Origin of the sequence: Flagellimonas sp. CMM7, from assembly GCF_021390195.1 — a bacterium.
Lineage (GTDB): Bacteria > Bacteroidota > Bacteroidia > Flavobacteriales > Flavobacteriaceae > Flagellimonas.
The window spans coordinates 2,050,365-2,068,932 of the sequence record NZ_CP090003.1; the positions used below are offsets into that span (position 1 = coordinate 2,050,365).

Here is an 18,568-nt window from a genome sequence, read left to right on the forward strand (position 1 = left end):
TTTTATAGTTTAAGTGGTTAATAGGCTTACAATGTAATTAAAAAAGAGGTTCACGCCAATTTGAAGGCATAAAAATCATGAGTTGATGATTACCCTTTTTACCCTTGGAGAAATAGCGGTTAAGATTTCGTAAGAGATGGTATTTGCGGATGCTGCAAAATCTTCGGCAGATTGGTTTTGCCCAAAAACCACAACTTCATCGCCTTCCTTGCAATCGATATCTGTAATATCTACCATGATCATATCCATACAGACATTGCCAATAATTGGGGCGCTTTTACCTTTAATAAGCACATGGCCTTTTAGGTTTCCGTACTGTCTACCTATTCCATCGGCATGACCCAACGGTAACGTAGCCGTTGTTCTATAGTTTTCAGATGTATAGGCGCGATTGTAACCTACACTTTCATTAGGCTCTATTTTGTGAATTTGCGAAATGATGGTCTTTAATATAGCAACTGGCTTCAGCTGGCCATCAATTTTTTTATCATTGCCATAACCATATAAACCTATTCCACTGCGAACCATTTCAAATTGAGCTTCTGGATAATTTATAATTCCTGAAGTATTCAGCATATGGCGGAAGGGAGCATAGCCCAAATTTTGATTGAGCTCCTCACTTATCTTTTGGAAGGTTTCAATCTGCCTTAAACTAAATGGTTTTTCAGTTGCATCTTCTGATGCTGCCAAATGGGAAAAAACAGAAATGACCTTTAGTTCCTTTTTATCTTTTAAATGCTCAACAATAGCATCCACATCATTTTCCCAAAAACCAAGACGATTTAATCCTGTATTGAATTTTATATGAACGGGATACGTTGTTAGTCCCTTGTCTTTGGCCACTTCTAAAAAAAGGTTTAGAATTTTTGGTGAATATAGACTGGGCTCTAAGGAATACGTGATAAGCTCATGAAAATTAACAGGCTGGGGGTGTAGGACTAAAATGGGAGATGTAATACCAGCATCCCTAAGTAAAATACCTTCCTTTACATAGGCAACAGCAAAGTAATCCGTTCCCAAACTTTCCATTTTTTTTGCAATGTTCACCATATCACTTCCGTAGGCAAAAGCCTTTACTACAGCTAAAAATTTGGTTTCTTGCGCTAATTTGGATTTTAAAAACCTGTAATTGTGTTCTAGTGCGCTCAGGTCTATTTGAAGTGTGGTTTCACCAATTTTATTCATTGGCGGCTTTCTTTTTAGCTTCCACTTCCTCAGAATCCACATTCATCTGACTCACTTTTTCCTTTAACATGGCCTTATAGAAAGCGGCTCTGCTTAAAGGTTCATATTCTCCAGTTTCTCCAAGAAGCACAAGTTTGTCATTATTGGATTTTCTAAAACTGTAATTGGCCAAGTTACCTGTGCGGGTACATACCGCATGAACTTTGGTTACATACTCCGCAGTCGCCATTAAAGCAGGCATGGGGCCAAATGGATTCCCTTTAAAATCCATATCCAATCCAGCTACCAATACACGAACACCGCGATTGGCCAAATCATTACAAACTGTAACTATCTCATCATCAAAGAATTGAGCTTCATCAATCCCAACAACATCACAGTCATCTGCTAACAAACGAATATTAGCTGCTGCCGGAACCGGAGTAGATCTAATTTCGTTGGCATCATGGGAGACCACCATATCTTCATGATAACGAGTGTCTACAATAGGCTTAAAGATCTCAACTTTTTGTTTGGCAAATTGTGCGCGCTTAAGTCTTCTAATAAGCTCTTCGGTCTTTCCAGAAAACATAGAACCGCAGATGACTTCTATCCATCCAAATTGTTCTTTAGGGTTTACCGTGTTTTCGAGAAACATACCGTACTTTTAAACGAAATTGTGTAGTTTTTTCGTTTTATTAAAGGAAAGCACAAAACTACTAAAAAAATATGCCTTGACTTAAGATTAAAATTTAACCTTTTGTTCTTAGTGGTATAATTAAAATGATTTTATTTTTATAGTAAAGATTAATAGCTATGATACGGAAATTAAGGGAGGAGCTGATACAATTGTCCACGGACATTATTACAACAAGAGAAGATAAAGAGTTGACAGAACTTTACGATAAGGCCAAAGACATCTATGAAAAGTTGGCGGTACTTAAATTTATAGATGAGAAGTTGAGTGATGTAGAGGTTGATGTGTCTAAAAACATAATTGCCTCGCGTTTTGAAAAAATGGCAAATGCTGTTCTAAGCGGCAATATTGCAGTGCCAGAAAATAACCCACACGAAGAAGATATCATTATTCCTGGTATGGATACCATTAAAGATATGGTTTCAGAAATGCCTGCGGAAGAGGCGATAGAGCATGTTTTTACAGAATTTGTGGCTAAACCTGATTTTATGAAGAATGAGAAAGAAATTCTTTCTCCAACAGAAACAAATGGTAATGCCGAAAATGACAAATCAAAATCGCTTAACGATACTTTCGTAAAGGATTTTCAAGTAGGACTTAATGACAAACTGGCCTTTGTAAAGCATTTATTCAATGATAACATGAATGATTATAAAAGGGTGTTGTCTCAACTTAATACTATTGATACAGAAGAGCGTTCCATTGCTTTTATCACTAACATGGTAAAACCGGAGTACAACAACTGGGAAGGCAAGGAGGAATATGAAGCTCGCTTTATGACCTTGGTTGAGCGTAGGTTTGCATAAACACTTCTTTTCAGTTTACTTTTTATATTTTTAAGGGTATTGCAACCTTAAATAATCAACTATGAATTTTAAAAAAATTGCCTTTTGGCTATCAACAGCATTGTTGACAGCAATTATGTTCTTTTCTGTTTACAATTACTTCTTCAACAACGAAATGATTCGTGGCTTCTTTGAAAGCATGGGCTACCCTACATATATTATCTATCCTTTGGCCATTGCTAAAATACTTGGGCTAATCGCTGTCTGGGGTAACTTTTCTAAGTGGTTGAAAGAGTGGGCGTATGCAGGTTTTTTCTTTAATTCTATTTTGGCATTTTTTGCACACTATATGGTAAGCGACGGACAACATATGGGAGCTGTCATTGCTTTTGTAGTTGTTTTGGTATCTTATTTTACAGGAAAGCAAGTAAGGCCTTAACTTTGGCCCATGGGAAAATTATTTTTGGTTCCGACCCCAATAGGAAATCTTGAAGATATTACACTTAGAGCCATTAAGGTTCTTAAAGAGGTAGATTTAATTCTGGCTGAAGATACCCGTACTAGTGGAAAGCTGCTCAAACACTTTGAGATAGCCACACCTTTGCAAAGTCACCATATGCACAATGAACATCAACAAGTAAACATGTTGATACAAAAACTAAAGGGAGGCGCTACTTTGGCATTGATTTCTGATGCTGGAACCCCTGCCATTTCCGACCCAGGATTTTTATTGACCCGAGCCTGTGTGGAAAATAATATTGGTGTGGAATGCCTTCCAGGTGCCACGGCATTTGTTCCAGCTTTAGTAAATAGTGGACTACCAAATGATCGTTTTGTTTTTGAAGGATTTCTACCAGTTAAGAAAGGGCGTCAAACAAGATTAAAGTTTTTGGCAGAAGAGACCCGCACCATGGTGTTTTATGAATCTCCTCACAAGATACTTAAGACATTAACCCATTTTGTTGAGTATTTTGGTAAAAACAGACCAGTCTGTATCTCTCGTGAACTTACTAAAATGTATGAAGAAACGGTTCGTGGCACAGCAGAAGAAGTTTTGGAACACTTTACTGAAAATGCACCAAAAGGGGAATTTGTAATAGTAGTTGGTGGAAATAAATAATCCTATATTTAGGTTAGCCAATCAATAAGCATGAACATTAAAATGCATTTTAAAAGAGCATGAATTTAGCTCCTTGGGCCATTGCTCTTTTCACAGTAATTGCTGTTTATTTTCTAGATCATTGGGAGAATAAACATATCAAGTCCATTTTTGACTGGGTGCCGGCAATACTTCTAGCCTATCTAATTCCTGCCGGTATTTCATATGCTTTGGGGTTGGATTTATCCCAGGCTGAAATTCACGACTACAGCAAAGAGTTCTTTATTCCTTTGACCATTATCTCCGTTATGGCAAGTCTCTCATTAGGGCAACTTAAGGCTATTGGCTATAAGCCAATTATACTTTTTGTTGCAGGCTCATTTTTTGTAGCCCTCTTCCCTGTAGCGTTTGTAATGGGTTTTTCTGAGACGACCTTGGTCTCTGAAACACTATTGGCAGAAGGGTTCTGGAAAGGAATACCGCCTGTGGTTGGTAGTTGGATTGGTGGAAGTACAAGTCAATTGGTCTTAAAAGAATTGGTGGAATGTCCCGAGGCAATCTTTCTTTCAGTTTTAGTCATGGACAATATTTTGGTCAACGTTTGGACCATTCTTATGTTCCAAGGAATTAAGAAAAGCAATAAACTAAATACGTGGTTCAAAATAACCGATAAAGGAATACCAGAGGAAATTCGTGAGGAAAAACAAAAGCCAATCCCCATATGGATAACCGTTCTGATTCTATTGGGCATTATTTTTATTACCAACTACTTTCTTGAAAGTTTTGTGGGGAAAGTAGTCTTACTTTCAATGGTTGGGTTGGCTCTTGGAAATTTTATTCCCAGATGGAATTTTAAGTTCTCTCTAAAAGCGGGAGCCATTTTGATTTTGGTAGTGATGGCAATTTTAGGATTAAAATTGCAGTTTGATACACTGGGCTTTGATGTATCTTTCTTTGGATTTTTAGTTATATGGTTATTAGGACACTTTGTTTTTATGATCATTATAGCCAAGTTGATGAACGTAAATATGGCCTGGGTTCCCATTGCCAGTATGGCCAATGTGGGAGGAATTGCCACAGCACCCGCAGTTACCGCTGCCTACGAAAAAAAATGGATGCCCCATGCCATTGTTTTGGCTATACTAAGCATGGCAACAGGGACTTTCTGGGGAATGCTTACCATATACCTTCTAAAAGGTATGGCGAGTTCTTGACCATACCACAACTTTGAGCGAATCATAACATGGAGAACTTGTTAGTTCAAAGGAACTTTTCCGACAACAACAAGACGTTTAGTATTTAACTTCAATGGTTCAAAAGTTTAATCCTGAGATAGATAAGGTGTATTTTATCAACAAATACACACTGTTTCATATTATATCAGGCTCAGGGACCATACAGGTAGATTTTAAAAACTACACGGATTGGGAAGACAAGGCCATATACCTGGAGAAGGGACAATACATTAAATTCTTTTCGGATGACTTCGTGGTCAGAAAAATAGAATTCCCAAACAAAACCATTTTTGAAAAGAAAGAAGTTCGCGTACTTTTTAAACATTTAATTTCATTGGGCTATATCAACTTCAATGAGTGTGAGGAGTGTAAAAGATATCTTTCAAACACAGTTTTCTCTGAGAACACGGCTGAAATTATCGACATCTCTTCAAAACAGTGGTATTGGCAAAATCCTTTTCAGGCCAGCAAACAGGAGTATCAGATTATTTTTGATGTTAAGGAGATTATCGATAAGGAATATTATGGCAATTTCAACAACAACGACCTCTCTGCTTTAATGTTGGAAAATGGATACAATGCTCAAGCACTTGTAAAGGATAAAATTGGTCTATCGGTTAGAGCTTTGCTCTCTAACAAAAGATTGATGGAGAGCAAAAAGAAAATAGCATTTACAGACAAGAGCATTCAGGAGGTTTCGTATGAAATCGGGTATAAAGATCCAGCATATTTTAATCGGGTATTTAAAAATACCACAGGACAGACCCCATCAGATTTCCGAAGCGATTTCGATTATGAAAACCGTGATACGTTCACCAAGAACCTTATCGAATTATTGAAGAATCATCATGCTGAGCGGCGAAACCTTGAGTTTTATGCTGACAAAATGAATCTCTCCGTAAAAGCACTGTCCAAAAAAACGAGAGCGAAAATGAATGCATCTTTAGGTCAATTGATTCGAAATGAATTGATTTCCACTTCAAAAAAGCTTTTGGTCCAAGAAGCATCCATAAAGGATATTGCATATAAACTGGGCTTTGAAGAGGCCAACCACTTCTCGCACTTCTTTAAAAATTATACCGGCAGCACTCCTACCGATTATAAAATCAAAAAGTACAATTCTTAGCGTCTTTTTTGTACGCCCTAAAGGGCATTCCATACTGAAATTTGCAATGTAATTACAAACTAAAATTTGTTTAATCATTAAAAATAAAGTAATGGATATTAAATCACTGGCCACCGAAATGGATGGCATTGTAGGCAAAGGAGCCATTGTAGATGCAGTAAAACAATTCTTCTCAGAAGACGCCACAACATCTGACTATAATGGGCTCGCGACCACGAACAAACAACAAATGGTCGAAAAAATGGAAGATTTCGCAGGAGCGATTGCTCAAGTGAATGGGATTACCCATCACCATACTATAGTGGATGGAAATGTATCAGCTTCAGAATTCACTTTTGATTTCAACATGAAGGATGACAGCAAAATCTACTGGCACGAAATCATTCGTCGTGTATGGAACAACGATGGTAAAGTAGTTCAAGAAGAGTATTTCAACGCTCAATAAATGTTCCCTTATTTCTCTCATATTAAAAAAGGTAATCGATTGCATCGTAATAGCGAGAGTAGTTTTGGCACCCTTTTTATCAGGTCCAGATGGCATTATCAATTAGGACTTGTAGAGAAAAATATTAGTAGAAATAAAGACGTAATAATTAAAAACAAACAAATAAATATTTAAAGAAAAGTAAAATGAAAGTTTTAAAATTATCCATAGTAATAGTAGCATTAACATTTGCTACAAGTGTATTGGCCCAGGACAAAATGGCCAATAATATTGACAACAGTAATATTGCACTTGCTGGTTATAGCCCTGTATCCTATTTGGATTTGGGATTGGCCCAAAGAGGCAACAAAGCGCACAAATCTGAGTACAAGAAAGTAGTGTATTATTTCACCTCTGGAGAGCAAAAGGCAACTTTTGATAAAAACCCTACCAAGTACATGCCTCAATATGGTGGTTTCTGTGCTTTTGGAACCTATGCCGGAGCAAAATTCAGAGTGGACCCAACAAAATTTATAGTGAAAGACGGAAAATACTATTTGTATTTGAACAATGTAGAGCTTGATGCAAAACAACTTTGGCTTGCAGAAAACAATCACGGTAAATTAAAAAGTGTTGCCGACACCAATTGGAAGAAGTTGGGTAAGACGCACAACTAGACCCTTTTAATAATCGCTAAAATTTTAAATTATGAAATTCATAACCAAAAGAATTCACGCATTTTTAGATTACCCGGTAGCTATTGCACTAATAGCACTCCCATTCTTGTTAGGTTTGGGCGGTTCTAACCCGTTGGCTTTGCAGCTTTCGGTAGCTACAGGAATTGCAGCGTTTGTGCTGACCTTGTTAACAGATCACCACTTAGGAGCATTTAGAGTTATTCCGTATAAGTTTCATCTATTGGTGGATTTTATAGTTGCTGTAGTGTTTATCCTGACACCTTTTATGCTTTCTTTTCAAGGAATAGACGCGTATTATTATTGGATAAATGGAATTGCGGTACTAACCGTGGTTAGCCTCCATAAAGCAGAAATAAGTGCTTAGAACTATGAAAGTGGAGAATAACACTAAAACCATATTCTTTTTCATATAAAAACAACTAAAGATTTAGATTGGTTGTGGCTCAAAGCATGTCAATTGTATGATTGATGTGCTTTGGTGTTTAACATAAATCGTAAAATTATTTGAACAAAAGCTAAGTGGTTAAAACTACTCTTAGCTTTTTTATACATTTAACAGACATGAAAAAATTACTCTCAGATATAAGAGCTTGTGAAGTGTGTAAGGAACACCTTCCTTTAGGTCCCAGGCCTATAGTGGCAGGGCACCCAGATGCTAAAATCTTAATTATTGGCCATGCTCCGGGAACCAAAGTGCATAAAACTGGAATACCCTGGGATGACCCAAGTGGCAAACAGCTTCGAAAATGGATGGGTGTAACGGACGAAGAATTTTACGATGAGACCAAAATAGCCCAAATGCCCATGGGGTTTTGTTATCCCGGAAAAGGAAAAACAGGTGATTTACCGCCAAGAACGGAATGTGCACCCTTATGGCATAAACCACTGCTGAGTAAAATGCCTAATCTAAAATTAACGATTCTTATTGGTCAATACTCCCAACGTCATTATTTGGGCAACAGAATGGAAAAGAACTTGACCGAAACGGTTAGGAACTACAAGAACTACGCACCCGATTATTTTGTAATACCACATCCATCACCCAGAAACCGATTTTGGTTAAGTAAAAACCCGTGGTTTGAAAAAGAGGTGGTATCCAAACTTCAAAAGCAAATAGCGCAGCAACTAAATAATTAATAATCAATAGAGGACCGTAACCTACTAAAAGTTTCAGGTTTCATGTTGAGGTAGGAGGCCAGATATTTTTGTGGAATAACTTTAAGTTCTTCAGGACATCGTTGCATAAATGTTGTATACCGTTGCTCCGCAGAAAGTGTCAATAACTCTACTTCCCTGTGCAACCGTCCAAATAATATTTGTTGAAAAAACTCATGCCCCCATACATAAAAATCTGGATGTTTTTCAAATAAACTTTGATAATCCTTGAATGTAATAGCAAGCATTTTTGAAGGTTTCAATGCTTCCAAAAAGGTGTCAGAAGGTTGTTTTTTAATAAAAGAATCAAACACTCCGGAGGGACTTCCTGAATACGAAAAGCCCAACACCACCTTTTCACCCTTTTCATTCAGAATATAGATGGCCTGCACACCTTCAAGAACAAAATAGAAATACCGCTCAACATTTCCAGCTTCTGTGATTAGGTCATATTGGTTAAAAGTCTTTACCAACCAAAGCGATTTAAAATGATTTTCTTCTTGTTCGGTCAAAGTGACCTGAGGAAAAAATGCCTTTAGGCGAAGGAAGACCTCATCATCCATATTAGGGTAAAATTTCTTTAAAAATAACCATTATGATTTAGGCTGTAAAGCCATGTTTTAACACTTTGGTCAGGTCCAGCTTTATCCAGATGTCGTCCTGATCCTGTCGATGGGTGATAAAAACAATACCTAAAGATTTTAACCTATATCTTTTAATCCAAAAAACCCGCCTATCAATTTAGTCTGGATTTTAAAGATAAAAATCCCGAACTTCACCTATCTGGCGATATAGTCCATTGAAACGGAACCATGTTTTAACCTTTGGCAGTAATTTGAACAAAAAGCATAGATGGATAGTATGAAAACATTTTTAACAATATTCTTTTGTTTCCTAGTCTTTACAGGATGTGAAAAAACTAAAGAATCAGGAGAGAAAAAGGAATCCAATACCACTCCCAAGGTCTCAATTTTAGGTGTATTTCATTTTGCAGGAACGTCAGACTTCTCTTCGGTAGAATTTGAAAGCCTTGAGTCGGAAAAGAGACAACAAGAGATTAAAGAAATTGTAGAAAAACTTAAAGAATTTAGGCCGACTAAAGTTATGCTGGAATTCCCATCCTCTGACTCCCAATATTTGGATAGTTTATATACAGAAACCTTAAATGGGAATCATGATTATACCATTAACGAAATAGAGCAATTGGGCTTTAGATTGGCAAAAGAACTGAATCATAATAAGGTTTATTCAATAGATTATAGACTTGATTTACCGTTTGAAAAACTCATAGAGTTTGCAGAAAAAAATGATAAGGAAAGATTTGAGAATATGGTTGCTTCGATAAAAAAACAGGATAAAAAAGAATCGGACTTCTTAGAAAGAAACTCAATACTAGATTACCTTATCTATCGTAACTCAGATGAAGAAGATATTAGAAACAAGGACCAGTACTTAAACAAGTCCGCAAAATTTGTTAACGATTCAAGCTATATCGGAGCTAAGTTTGTATCAAAATGGTGGGAGCGAAATATTTACATGATGACTAATATCGACAAGTGGATTACCCAGAACGACAGAATTTTGGTCATAGTGGGAGCTGCCCACAGGGCGGTACTAAAAGATTTTTATGAAGACAGAACAGACGTTGAGTATGTGGAAATAACGAATTTTCTAAAAAAGAAAAAGTAATTGCAAAACAAAAAGCTCTGGCTCGTAGACCAGATGGAAACAAAAAGTTTCCTTGCCTGCCCTACTCGGCATATATTTAGCGATAAGTGCAATCTAAAATGTAGCCCAATACATTTTATTTGAAAGAATTATGCTTTTAAAACCTATAGGGTTATCCTAAAATCTCATCTATCTGCACCATATGCCTTTCCAAATGGCAGAGCAAAAATTCAAAAGCCTCTGGCAAGTAAAACGTTACTATTGGGCCAATCGCCGAAGTAATTTTAGTTTTGGACACATCCTTACTTCTGCTTTTTAAAATAGACTGTTTTAAATGATCATGGAGTGTAAAAAACTCATCAAAAACAACATCAATTTTTTCGCTGTTCAAATCTTCATGGCTCAACAGTGGTTCAAAACGCTTAAGGGTTTTCATTTTCCATTTTCGAACGCCATTTTTTGGTCGTTGACCTGCAATCACCATTTTTTGCCACCATCGGGCTTTGAATTCCGAAGTGCCAGAATACACATCTGGTAATTTGGTAAAGGCTTCATCCAGTCTGGGCATATAAATGCCATAAGCAATATTCAAATGGGCAATCACCTCTACTACATTCCAAGATTTTGAGTTTGGAGCAGCTATTAATCGAGAAATGTCTAAGGCCTGAATTGTTCTTACATGATTCAGGATTCCATTTAGGCGTTGAATTTGGTTTTCAGAAGTGATCAGTAAGCTTGCCATAACCGTTCGTTTTTTGATTTGGGACAAAGTTCAGTTACAGTACACGAATAAATCTTGATGTAAATCAAGAAATCTTACTTTCAGACATCAGACATCAGTATTTACTCCCATTATGCTTTCCTTCTTCCCAACCGTGTTTTCCTAAATATTGCTCACCACTTTCCACTGCTCCATCTTCGATTGAAGTTCCCATGGAATCGTTCCAACGGTTTAGGTATCCAAACAAAGAAATCACGCCTAACATTTCTACAATTTCCCCTTCGTTCCAATGCTCATGCAAACGAGCTTTTATTTCGGCATCAACCGCATTGGGCACTTGGGAGGCAACCAAAGAAAAATCTAATGCTGCACGCTCGGCTTCGGAAAAAGCAGGATGAGTTCTATATTCCCAAATATTGTCCAACTGCTCTTGTTCTACACCATAACGTTCTGCAGCTCGTATGGCGTGCGCTTGGCAATAACGGCACCCTGTAGCATTACTGCTTACCCAAGCAATCATTCGTTTTAGTGCAGAAGTAACCCTTCCCTCATTGGCCATTACCGCTTTGTTAAGGTTAATGAACGCCTTTGAAATGGCAGGCCTATGCTGCATGGTCAGCACCGAATTTGGACAAAACCCAAGAGTCTCGTTAAAGAATTCAGCTAGTTTTCTTGTCTCTGGATCGTGATTGGGGTCAAGCGGATTAACTAATGCCATAGTGCAGTTTTAAATTGTATTTTTGAAGGCTACAAGAAACAAAAATTTCACATCATGACAAATCATATCACCACCAAATGGTTAGGCGAAATGGCCTTTGAAAGCAATAACCCTTCGGGATTAAATCTAAAGATTGATGCAGGACCTGAAGATGGGGGTAAAGGGGAAGGACTTCGTCCTAAGGCGTTGATGCTTTCTTCTGTTGCAGGTTGCTCTGGATTGGATGTTGCATCACTCATTAAAAAAATGAAATTGGAAGTAGATGATTTTCAAATTGATACCATTGCCAATTTAACGGATGAACATCCCAAATATTACGACACCGTTGCCATAGAATATCATTTTCATGGTTCTAACCTAAATGAAGCAAAACTGCAGAAAGCCGTAGATCTGTCAGTAGAAAAGTATTGTGGTGTAATGGAAATGTTCAGAAGATTTGCAGAATTGGAAATAAAGACGGTTTTTCATCATAAATAAGACTTAAGTTCAAGCTCAAACCCAAGCTTGTTTTGGTTAAATATATGCGACGTAAAAAGCTTTTAGCTTAAAACTTGTATTTGAACTTTAAAACTATGCGCTGGACTATAAAGCCCAAACCTACCCCAAAAGATATTGAAAGACTTTCAAAGGAGTTGCAAGTGGATAGCTTGGTGGCACAATTACTTTTACAAAGAGGAATAACGACTTATGAAGAAGCTAAAGATTTCTTCCGTCCGCAATTATCCCATCTACATGATCCTTTTTTAATGAAGGATATGGACAAGGCCGTAGCGCACATTGAATCTGCCATTGCAAACAATGAAAACATCATGGTCTATGGAGATTATGATGTAGATGGCACAACAGCTGTGGCGCTATTTTCATCTTTTCTTTTAGAGGATTATCCAAATGTGACAACGTATATTCCAGACAGGTATGCGGAAGGATATGGGGTATCCACGCAGGGAATCGACTTTGCCGCAGACAACGACTTTACCTTGATAATTGCCTTGGACTGTGGCGTAAAAGCTGTTGAACAAGTAAAATACGCCAAGGAAAAAGGAATAGATTTCATTATATGTGATCACCATAGACCAGGTATGGAACTACCAGATGCAATTGCAGTCTTGGATCCTAAACGTGATGATTGCGATTATCCGTATAAAGAGCTATGTGGTTGTGGAGTAGGATTCAAACTGATTCAGGCATTGACCCTAAAAAATGGAGGAACGATAGATGACCTTATCCCTTATTTAGATTTGGTGGCAACAGCTATTGGAGCAGACATTGTTCCTATAACGGGAGAGAATAGGGTATTGGCGTATTATGGATTGCAAGTGATTAATATGAATCCTAGAATTGGATTTAAGGCGATTATTGACCAAACCAAAAAGAAAACCCTTACCATTACCGATGTTGTTTTTATTATTGCTCCGCGAATTAATGCAGCTGGCAGAATGAAACATGGTCAACATGCTGTAAACCTTTTGGTTGAAACAGAGTTGGATGTTGCTTCTGAATTTGCGGCGGCAATTGAGCAGTTCAATGCAGATAGAAGAAATCTAGATAAAGAAATTACGCAGGAGGCCTTGTTGCAGATTCAGGAGAATGGAGAAGAAGAAGGGTTTACGTCTGTGGTCTATAATGAAAATTGGCATAAGGGAGTTATAGGTATTGTTGCCTCTAGGCTTACGGAAACTTACTATCGTCCCACATTGGTTTTCACTAAAAGTGGGAATAAGTTGGCAGCCTCTGCCCGTTCTGTAAAGGGTTTTGATGTCTACAATGCTTTAGAAGGATGTTCAGACTGTATAGAGCAGTTTGGAGGGCACAAATATGCCGCTGGGTTAACACTTTTGGAAGAGCAGTATGGAGCATTTAAGATGCAATTTGAAAAAGTGGTTTCAGAAACGATTGACCCTCAATTATTAGAACCGGAACTTTCCATTGATGTAAAGATTAAATTCAACCAAATTGATGATAGACTAATGAGGATCATAAAACAATTTGCCCCTTTTGGACCAGGGAATATGACACCTGTGTTTATGGCTGAAAAGATTCAAGATACCGGTTACGCAAAAGGTGTTGGTAAGAGCGAAAAGCACTTGAAACTATCAGCGTTTCAAAATGGTTCTGCACCTATTGGAGCAATTGGTTTTAATTTAGGAGACAAACTTGATAATGTGAGAAACAAAAATTCATTTGATGCTGTTTTTTCCTTGGATGAAAATGAATGGAACGGAAGGGTAAGCATACAGTTAAAGTTGAGAGATATTCGCTAGTTTTTTATGGATCCCTACGCAGCACTTCGATATAAAGAATTCAATATTTTTTTGATAGTCCGGTTCGCAATGGTCTTTGCTTGGTCCATGCAGTTTATCGTTATTGAATGGCAGGTGTATTCTTTGACCAAAGACCCATTGTCATTAGGTATTATTGGGTTGATGGAAGTAATTCCGGCAGTGGGCATGGCACTTTTTGCAGGGCATGTTGTTGACCAAAAAGAAAAAAGAAACCTATTGATAAAATGTATTTTAGGATTCTCGGTAATCAGTCTTGGCCTCTTTTTCTTGAGCGACCCATCTTTGGAAACGGATATTTCTTCAAAAAATATTTTATACGCCATTTATTTTTTGGTTTTTCTTGGGGGTCTTGTCAGAGCTTTTTTAGGGCCAACTATTTTTTCTTTGATTGCCTTGATTGTTCCCAAAAAGATTTATCCCAACGCCGCTACTTGGAGTAGCTCCACTTGGCAAATGGCATCTGTTCTGGGTCCGGCATTAGCTGGTTTTAGTATTAGTTGGATTGGTGTTCATTGGTCCATGTGCGTTATTTTGGCTTTTTCACTACTAGCTTTGATTTTTCTATTTAAAATCCCAAGAAAACCTATTTTAAACCCTAAAATTGGAGAGCCTGTTTTTCAAAGTCTAAAAGACGGACTGAAGTTTGTTTTTAGTAGTAAGGCCATTTTTGGAGCCCTGACTCTGGATATGGTTGCCGTTCTATTTGGTGGTGCTGTGGCACTTTTACCTATCTATGCCCAAGATATCCTGCATGTAGGTTCAGAAGGGTTCGGTATTTTAAGGGCAGCACCAGCAATTGGAGCATCTATTACTATGCTCGGTTCTACAAGATTTCCACTACATAAATACGCTGGTAAAAAACTGTTGCTAGCGGTGTTTGCCTTTGGTATATGTATCATAGTTTTTGGTATTTCCACATCCTTTTGGCTTTCAGTTGTAGCTTTGTTTTTAAGTGGAGCGGTAGATGGTGTTTCTATGATAATCCGTCAAACTATTTTGCAATTAAAAACACCGGATCATATGCGAGGAAGGGTAGCTTCGGTGAATTCTATTTTTGTAGGATCATCTAATGAGCTTGGCGCATTTGAGAGTGGCTTGGCCGCTAAACTTTTGGGCACCGTTACAGCAGTGGTATTTGGAGGTTGTATGACACTTTTAACGGTAGGCACCACAGCCTTAATATCACCTACTTTTAGAAGATTGGACTTATCAAAAGATGTTGAGGAACATGAGAAAGATTAATCTTCTAATTTTTCAAGAGATAATTTTTCACCATCAAAAACAGCGTAGGTAAAATAAGAAATCCAATCCCCAAGATTGGTATAAGTTGATGTTGAATTTAGTTTTATTTCCATTGGAAGGTGACGATGTCCAAAAATAAAATGATCATAGTGTTGTTTTTCCAGTTTTCGCTTTGCATATAGAATTAACCATTCTTTATCTTCCCCTAGAAAAGAGGCATCTGCTTCACCAGAAATAATGCGGTTATTTACAGAAAGATGTTGCGCCAAACGCACACCCCAATCTGGGTGCAACCATCTAAAGAACCATTTGGCAACAGGGTTGGTAAATACTTTTTTCATGCGCTTAAAACCTTTGTCATAGGGCCCTAAACCATCACCATGTCCAATAAAAAAAGAAGTATCGTTGATTAAGAACTGCTGGGGCTTGTGATAAACAGGAATATTGAGCTCTTCTTCAAAATAACCATTCATCCACAAATCGTGGTTCCCTACAAAATACGTAATTGGAATACCAGCATCTGAGAGTTCTGCCAGTTTGCCCAAAGTTCGTGTGAAGCCTTTAGGAACTACCGTCTTATATTCAAACCAAAAATCGAACAAATCCCCCATTAGGAATATAGCTGCAGCATCATGCTTTATGGAGTCTAACCATGCCACAAATTTTTTTTCTCTGGGTAAACTAGCTTTTAAAGTAGGAGCGCCTAAATGATTATCGCTGGCGAAATAAACTTTTTTGCCTGATGGAACGGTTATGCTTTTCATTTCCTTGTAAATATAAGAATTCCCACTTTTGGGAATAGGAGTAATTTAGTTGTCCTCAGCAAACCATTCAGCAAAGGAGGTGTCGGTTTCTTGAAGTTTTAGTGAATGCAATTGAATATTTTTAGGAAGGCGGGCATTTATTTTGGAGGCAAAATCTATCACCATATTTTCACTGGTAGGTTGGTAATCTGCCAAAATTACATTGTGGCCTCTTTTTGACAATTCTTTTGCGAGTTCTACATGAGGTGTATTTTTATTGAAAACGGTCGCATGATCAAATTTGTCCACGATTTCTTCCTTAACAATGGCTTTAAGGTCACCAAAATCGATTACCATTCCCAGTTTTACATGAGCAGTATCAACTATTGGTGTGCCAATAACCGTGACAGATAGTTTGTAACTGTGTCCATGCACATTTCTGCATTTGCCATCATAACCAAACAAGGCATGGCCTGTTTCAAAAGTAAATTGTTTGGTAATCCTAATATTCCCCATAAGATGTACAAAAACACAAAGGTAATAATCCTTAAAGGGCAATTAAAACAGGAAGGGGTTTTAGTAAAGACTTACCTTAAGGTGTATAACAAGTAGGACGAACCTATTACCAGAAATGGAGAAGCAATCATCAATAGAATAACACTGGCTCTATAAAGCCCCCAGAATGATATTGTTTTTATATTTTCTGGATTGGTCCTATCATAAATGATTTTCACTTTTTCACCCACCTTGTAGGCTGGTGGACTAGAGCTTATAGGACTTTTATAGGTTCTGGTTACGCTGCTTCGGTCCTTAAATTCAAACACTGGGGTATAGGTATCACCATCATTATCATAATTGGTCAATAGATCAATGACCACTGCTGTAGTTTTTATGCCATCTGAAAGCAAATTTTGAGTCTTTTGATATTGCTGAAAAGCAAAGAAAAGTAAGGCAAAACCCAAAGTAAAAAAAGAACCGTACAAGACTAGCCACATGGTATACTTTTTTGCTGCCATATTTGGCTATCGTTTAAATTTTCTTCTATTACGGAATCTGGTAACCAAATAAATTACAACTACCATAAATGCCACTAATGGAAAAACAATATCGCTATTTAAAACTGAAAGCAGTTCCATTTATTTCTTCTTTTAACGTATATGATTATTGACTGAAAAAGCCACTTAACAACATCATTAACGATTTTCCACCGACATTATTTTTTGAAGCTTTATTTTTTCCTTTGCACTATACAATTCTTTCCAAACCACAGATTCGTTTGATTGTGGAGAAACAATGGAAAGGATATGAACTCCCTTTGTTTGTTTATCTGGAATAACTTCTAATTCCATATTGAGCAATATTTTTTGACCATTGGTAAAAGGGTCAAAAAAGTCTATTTGAACGCTATAACTCTTGGCCTGAGAACTTGGCTTTTTCAAATTTTTAAGACGCACTTTTATTTGGGAAGTGTCTATCGCCATTTTTTTTGGAGTTGCAACGGCATTACATAGACCCTTGTAGTATTCAGATAGAAGTGTTTTTAATTCACTTTGGGGGAATTCTTCTTTATTCTGTATGGAAAGAACAAACAGGTACGTAAAATAGGTTGATGATGAGGTGTCGAACATCCCAGGAGCAAAGCGCAATTCTTCAAAACCCTCATAGGGTAAGCTGGGTGCAAAGTCTAATGGAAAATCAATTTTTTCATAGTTCCAACCCTCCGGGCCATTAAGGATAATTGGAGTTGATTCTTGGCTAAATCCCATAAATTGACAAATAAGCAAGAGTGAAATGGTTAATAGAAGAGGTTGTTTTTTCATTTGAAACACAAGTTGAAAGTCAGGTTTTTTTGATGTTTAGAGGTTGACCGTTTAAAAATACTGAACTTTTTATAAGCAATAAAGGTCAAATATATTAAGGTCACCATAAGCTAAAGTTTGGACTAATCTTGTTGCACAAAGATTTTTTCAAACCGTTTTGGGAGTTTATCAATCATATGGATTTCTTCCCCTGTAAATGGATGTATAAATTTTAAGGAATATGCATGCAAATACAACCCTTTCCCTTTTAAAATCAAGTTTTCAATTCCATAGTCTTTATCTCCCAGGATTGGATTTCCAATACTTGATAAGTGTTTTCGCAATTGATGTCTTCTTCCAGTTGATGGAGTCAATTTTACTAAATTGAGCTTACCAAATCTTTTGGAAGGTACCGATTCGGTAATGATATAATTTGATTGAGCAGACTTGCCATCAATTTTTGAACTTATTTCGCCTTTAGAATCCATTTCTCCAATGGTAGTTGCATAATACATTTTCCCAATCTCTTTGTTTTCAAACATTTTGTTCAATGCCTGAATGCTGCTACTCGTTTTTCCTACCAATAAAATACCTGTGGTAGCATAATCCAATCGGTGAACCGGTTGTGGTATTGTAGCATCTGAAAGCTTACTGGATTTAATGTTTTGAGGTAAGGCGCGGGTAATAGTTTTAAAACTGTTTCCGCTCACCAAAACTCCGGCGGGTTTATGAATCATTACCAAGTATTCGTCTTCAAATAGTATTTTCAGAGGAAAGACCAACTCTTTTTTTGGACCAACTTTTTCTGGAATTGAAAACCGCATGGTTTCACCTCCGTTTATAAATGTGGCTGAGGTGGCAATAGTATCATTTACAGTAATATGCTTCTTCTTTAGAGCTTTTTTTAAGGCTGATTTAGTAGGGATGGTATTAAAAATGCCAACACCATATTCTTGAAGTCGAATAGGGTTTGGTAGTTTTGGAACAATATGGATTTCCGTTGAAGGTATAT

23 protein-coding genes are annotated in these 18,568 nt (G+C 37.2%); 13 read left to right on the forward strand and 10 right to left on the reverse strand.

Going from position 1 to position 18,568, the window contains the following annotated elements:
- Window positions 1-75: 75 nt before the first annotated feature.
- Entirely contained in the window at window positions 76-1,185 is a 1,110-nt protein-coding gene (gene alr, locus LV704_RS09335; RefSeq protein ID WP_163420642.1) for an alanine racemase, read from the reverse strand.
- Window positions 1,178-1,822 (reverse strand): thymidine kinase, encoded by a 645-nt coding sequence (locus LV704_RS09340; protein ID WP_163420641.1) that lies wholly within the window; start codon window positions 1,820-1,822, stop codon window positions 1,178-1,180. The genes alr and LV704_RS09340 overlap by 8 nt, the downstream gene beginning before the upstream one ends.
- 158 nt (window positions 1,823-1,980) lie before the next feature.
- On the opposite strand from LV704_RS09340, the gene LV704_RS09345 reads away from it, so the two are divergent.
- The 9 genes from LV704_RS09345 to LV704_RS09385 all read left to right on the forward strand — a co-directional run bounded on the left by LV704_RS09345 (window position 1,981) and on the right by LV704_RS09385 (window position 8,365).
- Window positions 1,981-2,667 carry a hypothetical protein gene (locus LV704_RS09345; protein WP_163420640.1) on the forward strand — a complete coding sequence of 229 codons (687 nt, stop codon included), beginning with the start codon at window positions 1,981-1,983 and terminating at the stop codon, window positions 2,665-2,667.
- 61 nt (window positions 2,668-2,728) lie between these two features.
- Complete coding sequence (locus tag LV704_RS09350; protein WP_163420639.1) at window positions 2,729-3,085, forward strand: DoxX family protein; 357 nt, start codon at window positions 2,729-2,731, stop codon at window positions 3,083-3,085.
- A gap of 9 nt (window positions 3,086-3,094) precedes the next feature.
- Window positions 3,095-3,766 carry a 16S rRNA (cytidine(1402)-2'-O)-methyltransferase gene (gene rsmI, locus LV704_RS09355; RefSeq protein WP_163420638.1) on the forward strand — a complete coding sequence of 224 codons (672 nt, stop codon included), beginning with the start codon at window positions 3,095-3,097 and terminating at the stop codon, window positions 3,764-3,766.
- A 59-nt stretch (window positions 3,767-3,825) separates the two neighbouring features.
- Window positions 3,826-4,959 carry a DUF819 family protein gene (locus tag LV704_RS09360; RefSeq protein ID WP_163420637.1) on the forward strand — a complete coding sequence of 378 codons (1,134 nt, stop codon included), beginning with the start codon at window positions 3,826-3,828 and terminating at the stop codon, window positions 4,957-4,959.
- A gap of 94 nt (window positions 4,960-5,053) precedes the next feature.
- The gene (locus tag LV704_RS09365) at window positions 5,054-6,106 is read left to right on the forward strand and encodes an AraC family transcriptional regulator (RefSeq protein WP_163420636.1); all 1,053 of its coding nucleotides are present in this window, start codon (window positions 5,054-5,056) and stop codon (window positions 6,104-6,106) included.
- 91 nt (window positions 6,107-6,197) lie between these two features.
- Complete coding sequence (locus LV704_RS09370; RefSeq protein WP_163420635.1) at window positions 6,198-6,551, forward strand: hypothetical protein; 354 nt, start codon at window positions 6,198-6,200, stop codon at window positions 6,549-6,551.
- Between the two features lie 185 nt (window positions 6,552-6,736).
- On the forward strand, window positions 6,737-7,207 hold the full coding sequence (locus LV704_RS09375) for a YHS domain-containing (seleno)protein (protein WP_163420634.1): 471 nt from the start codon (window positions 6,737-6,739) through the stop codon (window positions 7,205-7,207).
- Window positions 7,208-7,238: 31 nt separating this feature from the next.
- Complete coding sequence (locus LV704_RS09380) at window positions 7,239-7,592, forward strand: hypothetical protein (protein WP_163420633.1); 354 nt, start codon at window positions 7,239-7,241, stop codon at window positions 7,590-7,592.
- Between the two features lie 197 nt (window positions 7,593-7,789).
- Window positions 7,790-8,365 carry a uracil-DNA glycosylase family protein gene (locus tag LV704_RS09385; protein WP_163420632.1) on the forward strand — a complete coding sequence of 192 codons (576 nt, stop codon included), beginning with the start codon at window positions 7,790-7,792 and terminating at the stop codon, window positions 8,363-8,365.
- Here LV704_RS09385 and LV704_RS09390 read toward each other — a convergent pair.
- A complete protein-coding gene (locus tag LV704_RS09390) occupies window positions 8,362-8,946 on the reverse strand; it encodes a Crp/Fnr family transcriptional regulator (protein WP_163420631.1) in 585 nt (194 codons plus the stop codon). The two genes, LV704_RS09385 and LV704_RS09390, sit on opposite strands and share 4 nt — an antisense overlap.
- A gap of 298 nt (window positions 8,947-9,244) precedes the next feature.
- Between LV704_RS09390 and LV704_RS09395 the strand changes: the two genes are divergently transcribed.
- Window positions 9,245-10,072, forward strand: a complete 828-nt coding sequence (locus LV704_RS09395; RefSeq protein ID WP_163420630.1) for a DUF5694 domain-containing protein — start codon at window positions 9,245-9,247, stop codon at window positions 10,070-10,072.
- Between the two features lie 151 nt (window positions 10,073-10,223).
- Here the strand turns inward: LV704_RS09395 and LV704_RS09400 are convergent, their stop codons facing one another.
- On the reverse strand, window positions 10,224-10,793 hold the full coding sequence (locus tag LV704_RS09400; RefSeq protein ID WP_163420629.1) for a hypothetical protein: 570 nt from the start codon (window positions 10,791-10,793) through the stop codon (window positions 10,224-10,226).
- A gap of 94 nt (window positions 10,794-10,887) precedes the next feature.
- Window positions 10,888-11,490, reverse strand: coding sequence for a carboxymuconolactone decarboxylase family protein (locus tag LV704_RS09405; RefSeq protein ID WP_163420628.1), 603 nt, complete (start codon window positions 11,488-11,490; stop codon window positions 10,888-10,890).
- Between the two features lie 54 nt (window positions 11,491-11,544).
- Between LV704_RS09405 and LV704_RS09410 the strand changes: the two genes are divergently transcribed.
- The 3 genes from LV704_RS09410 (at window position 11,545) to LV704_RS09420 (ending at window position 15,014) form a co-directional block, all read left to right on the forward strand.
- On the forward strand, window positions 11,545-11,967 hold the full coding sequence (locus LV704_RS09410) for an OsmC family protein (protein ID WP_163420627.1): 423 nt from the start codon (window positions 11,545-11,547) through the stop codon (window positions 11,965-11,967).
- Window positions 11,968-12,062: 95 nt separating this feature from the next.
- Complete coding sequence (gene recJ / locus LV704_RS09415) at window positions 12,063-13,751, forward strand: single-stranded-DNA-specific exonuclease RecJ (protein WP_163420626.1); 1,689 nt, start codon at window positions 12,063-12,065, stop codon at window positions 13,749-13,751.
- A 6-nt stretch (window positions 13,752-13,757) separates the two neighbouring features.
- Complete coding sequence (locus tag LV704_RS09420) at window positions 13,758-15,014, forward strand: MFS transporter (RefSeq protein ID WP_163420625.1); 1,257 nt, start codon at window positions 13,758-13,760, stop codon at window positions 15,012-15,014.
- Here LV704_RS09420 and LV704_RS09425 read toward each other — a convergent pair.
- From LV704_RS09425 to LV704_RS09445, 5 genes are all read right to left on the reverse strand, one after another.
- Window positions 15,011-15,778 (reverse strand): UDP-2,3-diacylglucosamine diphosphatase, encoded by a 768-nt coding sequence (locus tag LV704_RS09425; RefSeq protein WP_163420624.1) that lies wholly within the window; start codon window positions 15,776-15,778, stop codon window positions 15,011-15,013. The genes LV704_RS09420 and LV704_RS09425 overlap by 4 nt on opposite strands.
- A gap of 45 nt (window positions 15,779-15,823) precedes the next feature.
- Window positions 15,824-16,273, reverse strand: a complete 450-nt coding sequence (locus tag LV704_RS09430) for a 6-carboxytetrahydropterin synthase (protein ID WP_163420623.1) — start codon at window positions 16,271-16,273, stop codon at window positions 15,824-15,826.
- Window positions 16,274-16,344: 71 nt separating this feature from the next.
- Window positions 16,345-16,773, reverse strand: a complete 429-nt coding sequence (locus LV704_RS09435; RefSeq protein ID WP_163420622.1) for a DUF3592 domain-containing protein — start codon at window positions 16,771-16,773, stop codon at window positions 16,345-16,347.
- A gap of 177 nt (window positions 16,774-16,950) precedes the next feature.
- The gene (locus LV704_RS09440; RefSeq protein ID WP_163420621.1) at window positions 16,951-17,577 is read right to left on the reverse strand and encodes a hypothetical protein; all 627 of its coding nucleotides are present in this window, start codon (window positions 17,575-17,577) and stop codon (window positions 16,951-16,953) included.
- Window positions 17,578-17,699: 122 nt separating this feature from the next.
- On the reverse strand, window positions 17,700-18,566 hold the full coding sequence (locus LV704_RS09445; protein WP_163421831.1) for an RluA family pseudouridine synthase: 867 nt from the start codon (window positions 18,564-18,566) through the stop codon (window positions 17,700-17,702).
- Window positions 18,567-18,568 lie beyond the last annotated feature (2 nt).

Coding starts and splice junctions, on each gene's coding strand:
- alr (WP_163420642.1), bottom strand. CDS start 1,185: ATGAATAAAATTGGTGAAACCACACTTCAAATAGACCTGAGCGCACTA.
- LV704_RS09340 (WP_163420641.1), bottom strand. CDS start 1,822: ATGTTTCTCGAAAACACGGTAAACCCTAAAGAACAATTTGGATGGATA.
- LV704_RS09345 (WP_163420640.1), top strand. CDS start 1,981: ATGATACGGAAATTAAGGGAGGAGCTGATACAATTGTCCACGGACATT.
- LV704_RS09350 (WP_163420639.1), top strand. CDS start 2,729: ATGAATTTTAAAAAAATTGCCTTTTGGCTATCAACAGCATTGTTGACA.
- rsmI (WP_163420638.1), top strand. CDS start 3,095: ATGGGAAAATTATTTTTGGTTCCGACCCCAATAGGAAATCTTGAAGAT.
- LV704_RS09360 (WP_163420637.1), top strand. CDS start 3,826: ATGAATTTAGCTCCTTGGGCCATTGCTCTTTTCACAGTAATTGCTGTT.
- LV704_RS09365 (WP_163420636.1), top strand. CDS start 5,054: ATGGTTCAAAAGTTTAATCCTGAGATAGATAAGGTGTATTTTATCAAC.
- LV704_RS09370 (WP_163420635.1), top strand. CDS start 6,198: ATGGATATTAAATCACTGGCCACCGAAATGGATGGCATTGTAGGCAAA.
- LV704_RS09375 (WP_163420634.1), top strand. CDS start 6,737: ATGAAAGTTTTAAAATTATCCATAGTAATAGTAGCATTAACATTTGCT.
- LV704_RS09380 (WP_163420633.1), top strand. CDS start 7,239: ATGAAATTCATAACCAAAAGAATTCACGCATTTTTAGATTACCCGGTA.
- LV704_RS09385 (WP_163420632.1), top strand. CDS start 7,790: ATGAAAAAATTACTCTCAGATATAAGAGCTTGTGAAGTGTGTAAGGAA.
- LV704_RS09390 (WP_163420631.1), bottom strand. CDS start 8,946: ATGGATGATGAGGTCTTCCTTCGCCTAAAGGCATTTTTTCCTCAGGTC.
- LV704_RS09395 (WP_163420630.1), top strand. CDS start 9,245: ATGAAAACATTTTTAACAATATTCTTTTGTTTCCTAGTCTTTACAGGA.
- LV704_RS09400 (WP_163420629.1), bottom strand. CDS start 10,793: ATGGCAAGCTTACTGATCACTTCTGAAAACCAAATTCAACGCCTAAAT.
- LV704_RS09405 (WP_163420628.1), bottom strand. CDS start 11,490: ATGGCATTAGTTAATCCGCTTGACCCCAATCACGATCCAGAGACAAGA.
- LV704_RS09410 (WP_163420627.1), top strand. CDS start 11,545: ATGACAAATCATATCACCACCAAATGGTTAGGCGAAATGGCCTTTGAA.
- recJ (WP_163420626.1), top strand. CDS start 12,063: ATGCGCTGGACTATAAAGCCCAAACCTACCCCAAAAGATATTGAAAGA.
- LV704_RS09420 (WP_163420625.1), top strand. CDS start 13,758: ATGGATCCCTACGCAGCACTTCGATATAAAGAATTCAATATTTTTTTG.
- LV704_RS09425 (WP_163420624.1), bottom strand. CDS start 15,778: ATGAAAAGCATAACCGTTCCATCAGGCAAAAAAGTTTATTTCGCCAGC.
- LV704_RS09430 (WP_163420623.1), bottom strand. CDS start 16,273: ATGGGGAATATTAGGATTACCAAACAATTTACTTTTGAAACAGGCCAT.
- LV704_RS09435 (WP_163420622.1), bottom strand. CDS start 16,773: ATGGCAGCAAAAAAGTATACCATGTGGCTAGTCTTGTACGGTTCTTTT.
- LV704_RS09440 (WP_163420621.1), bottom strand. CDS start 17,577: ATGAAAAAACAACCTCTTCTATTAACCATTTCACTCTTGCTTATTTGT.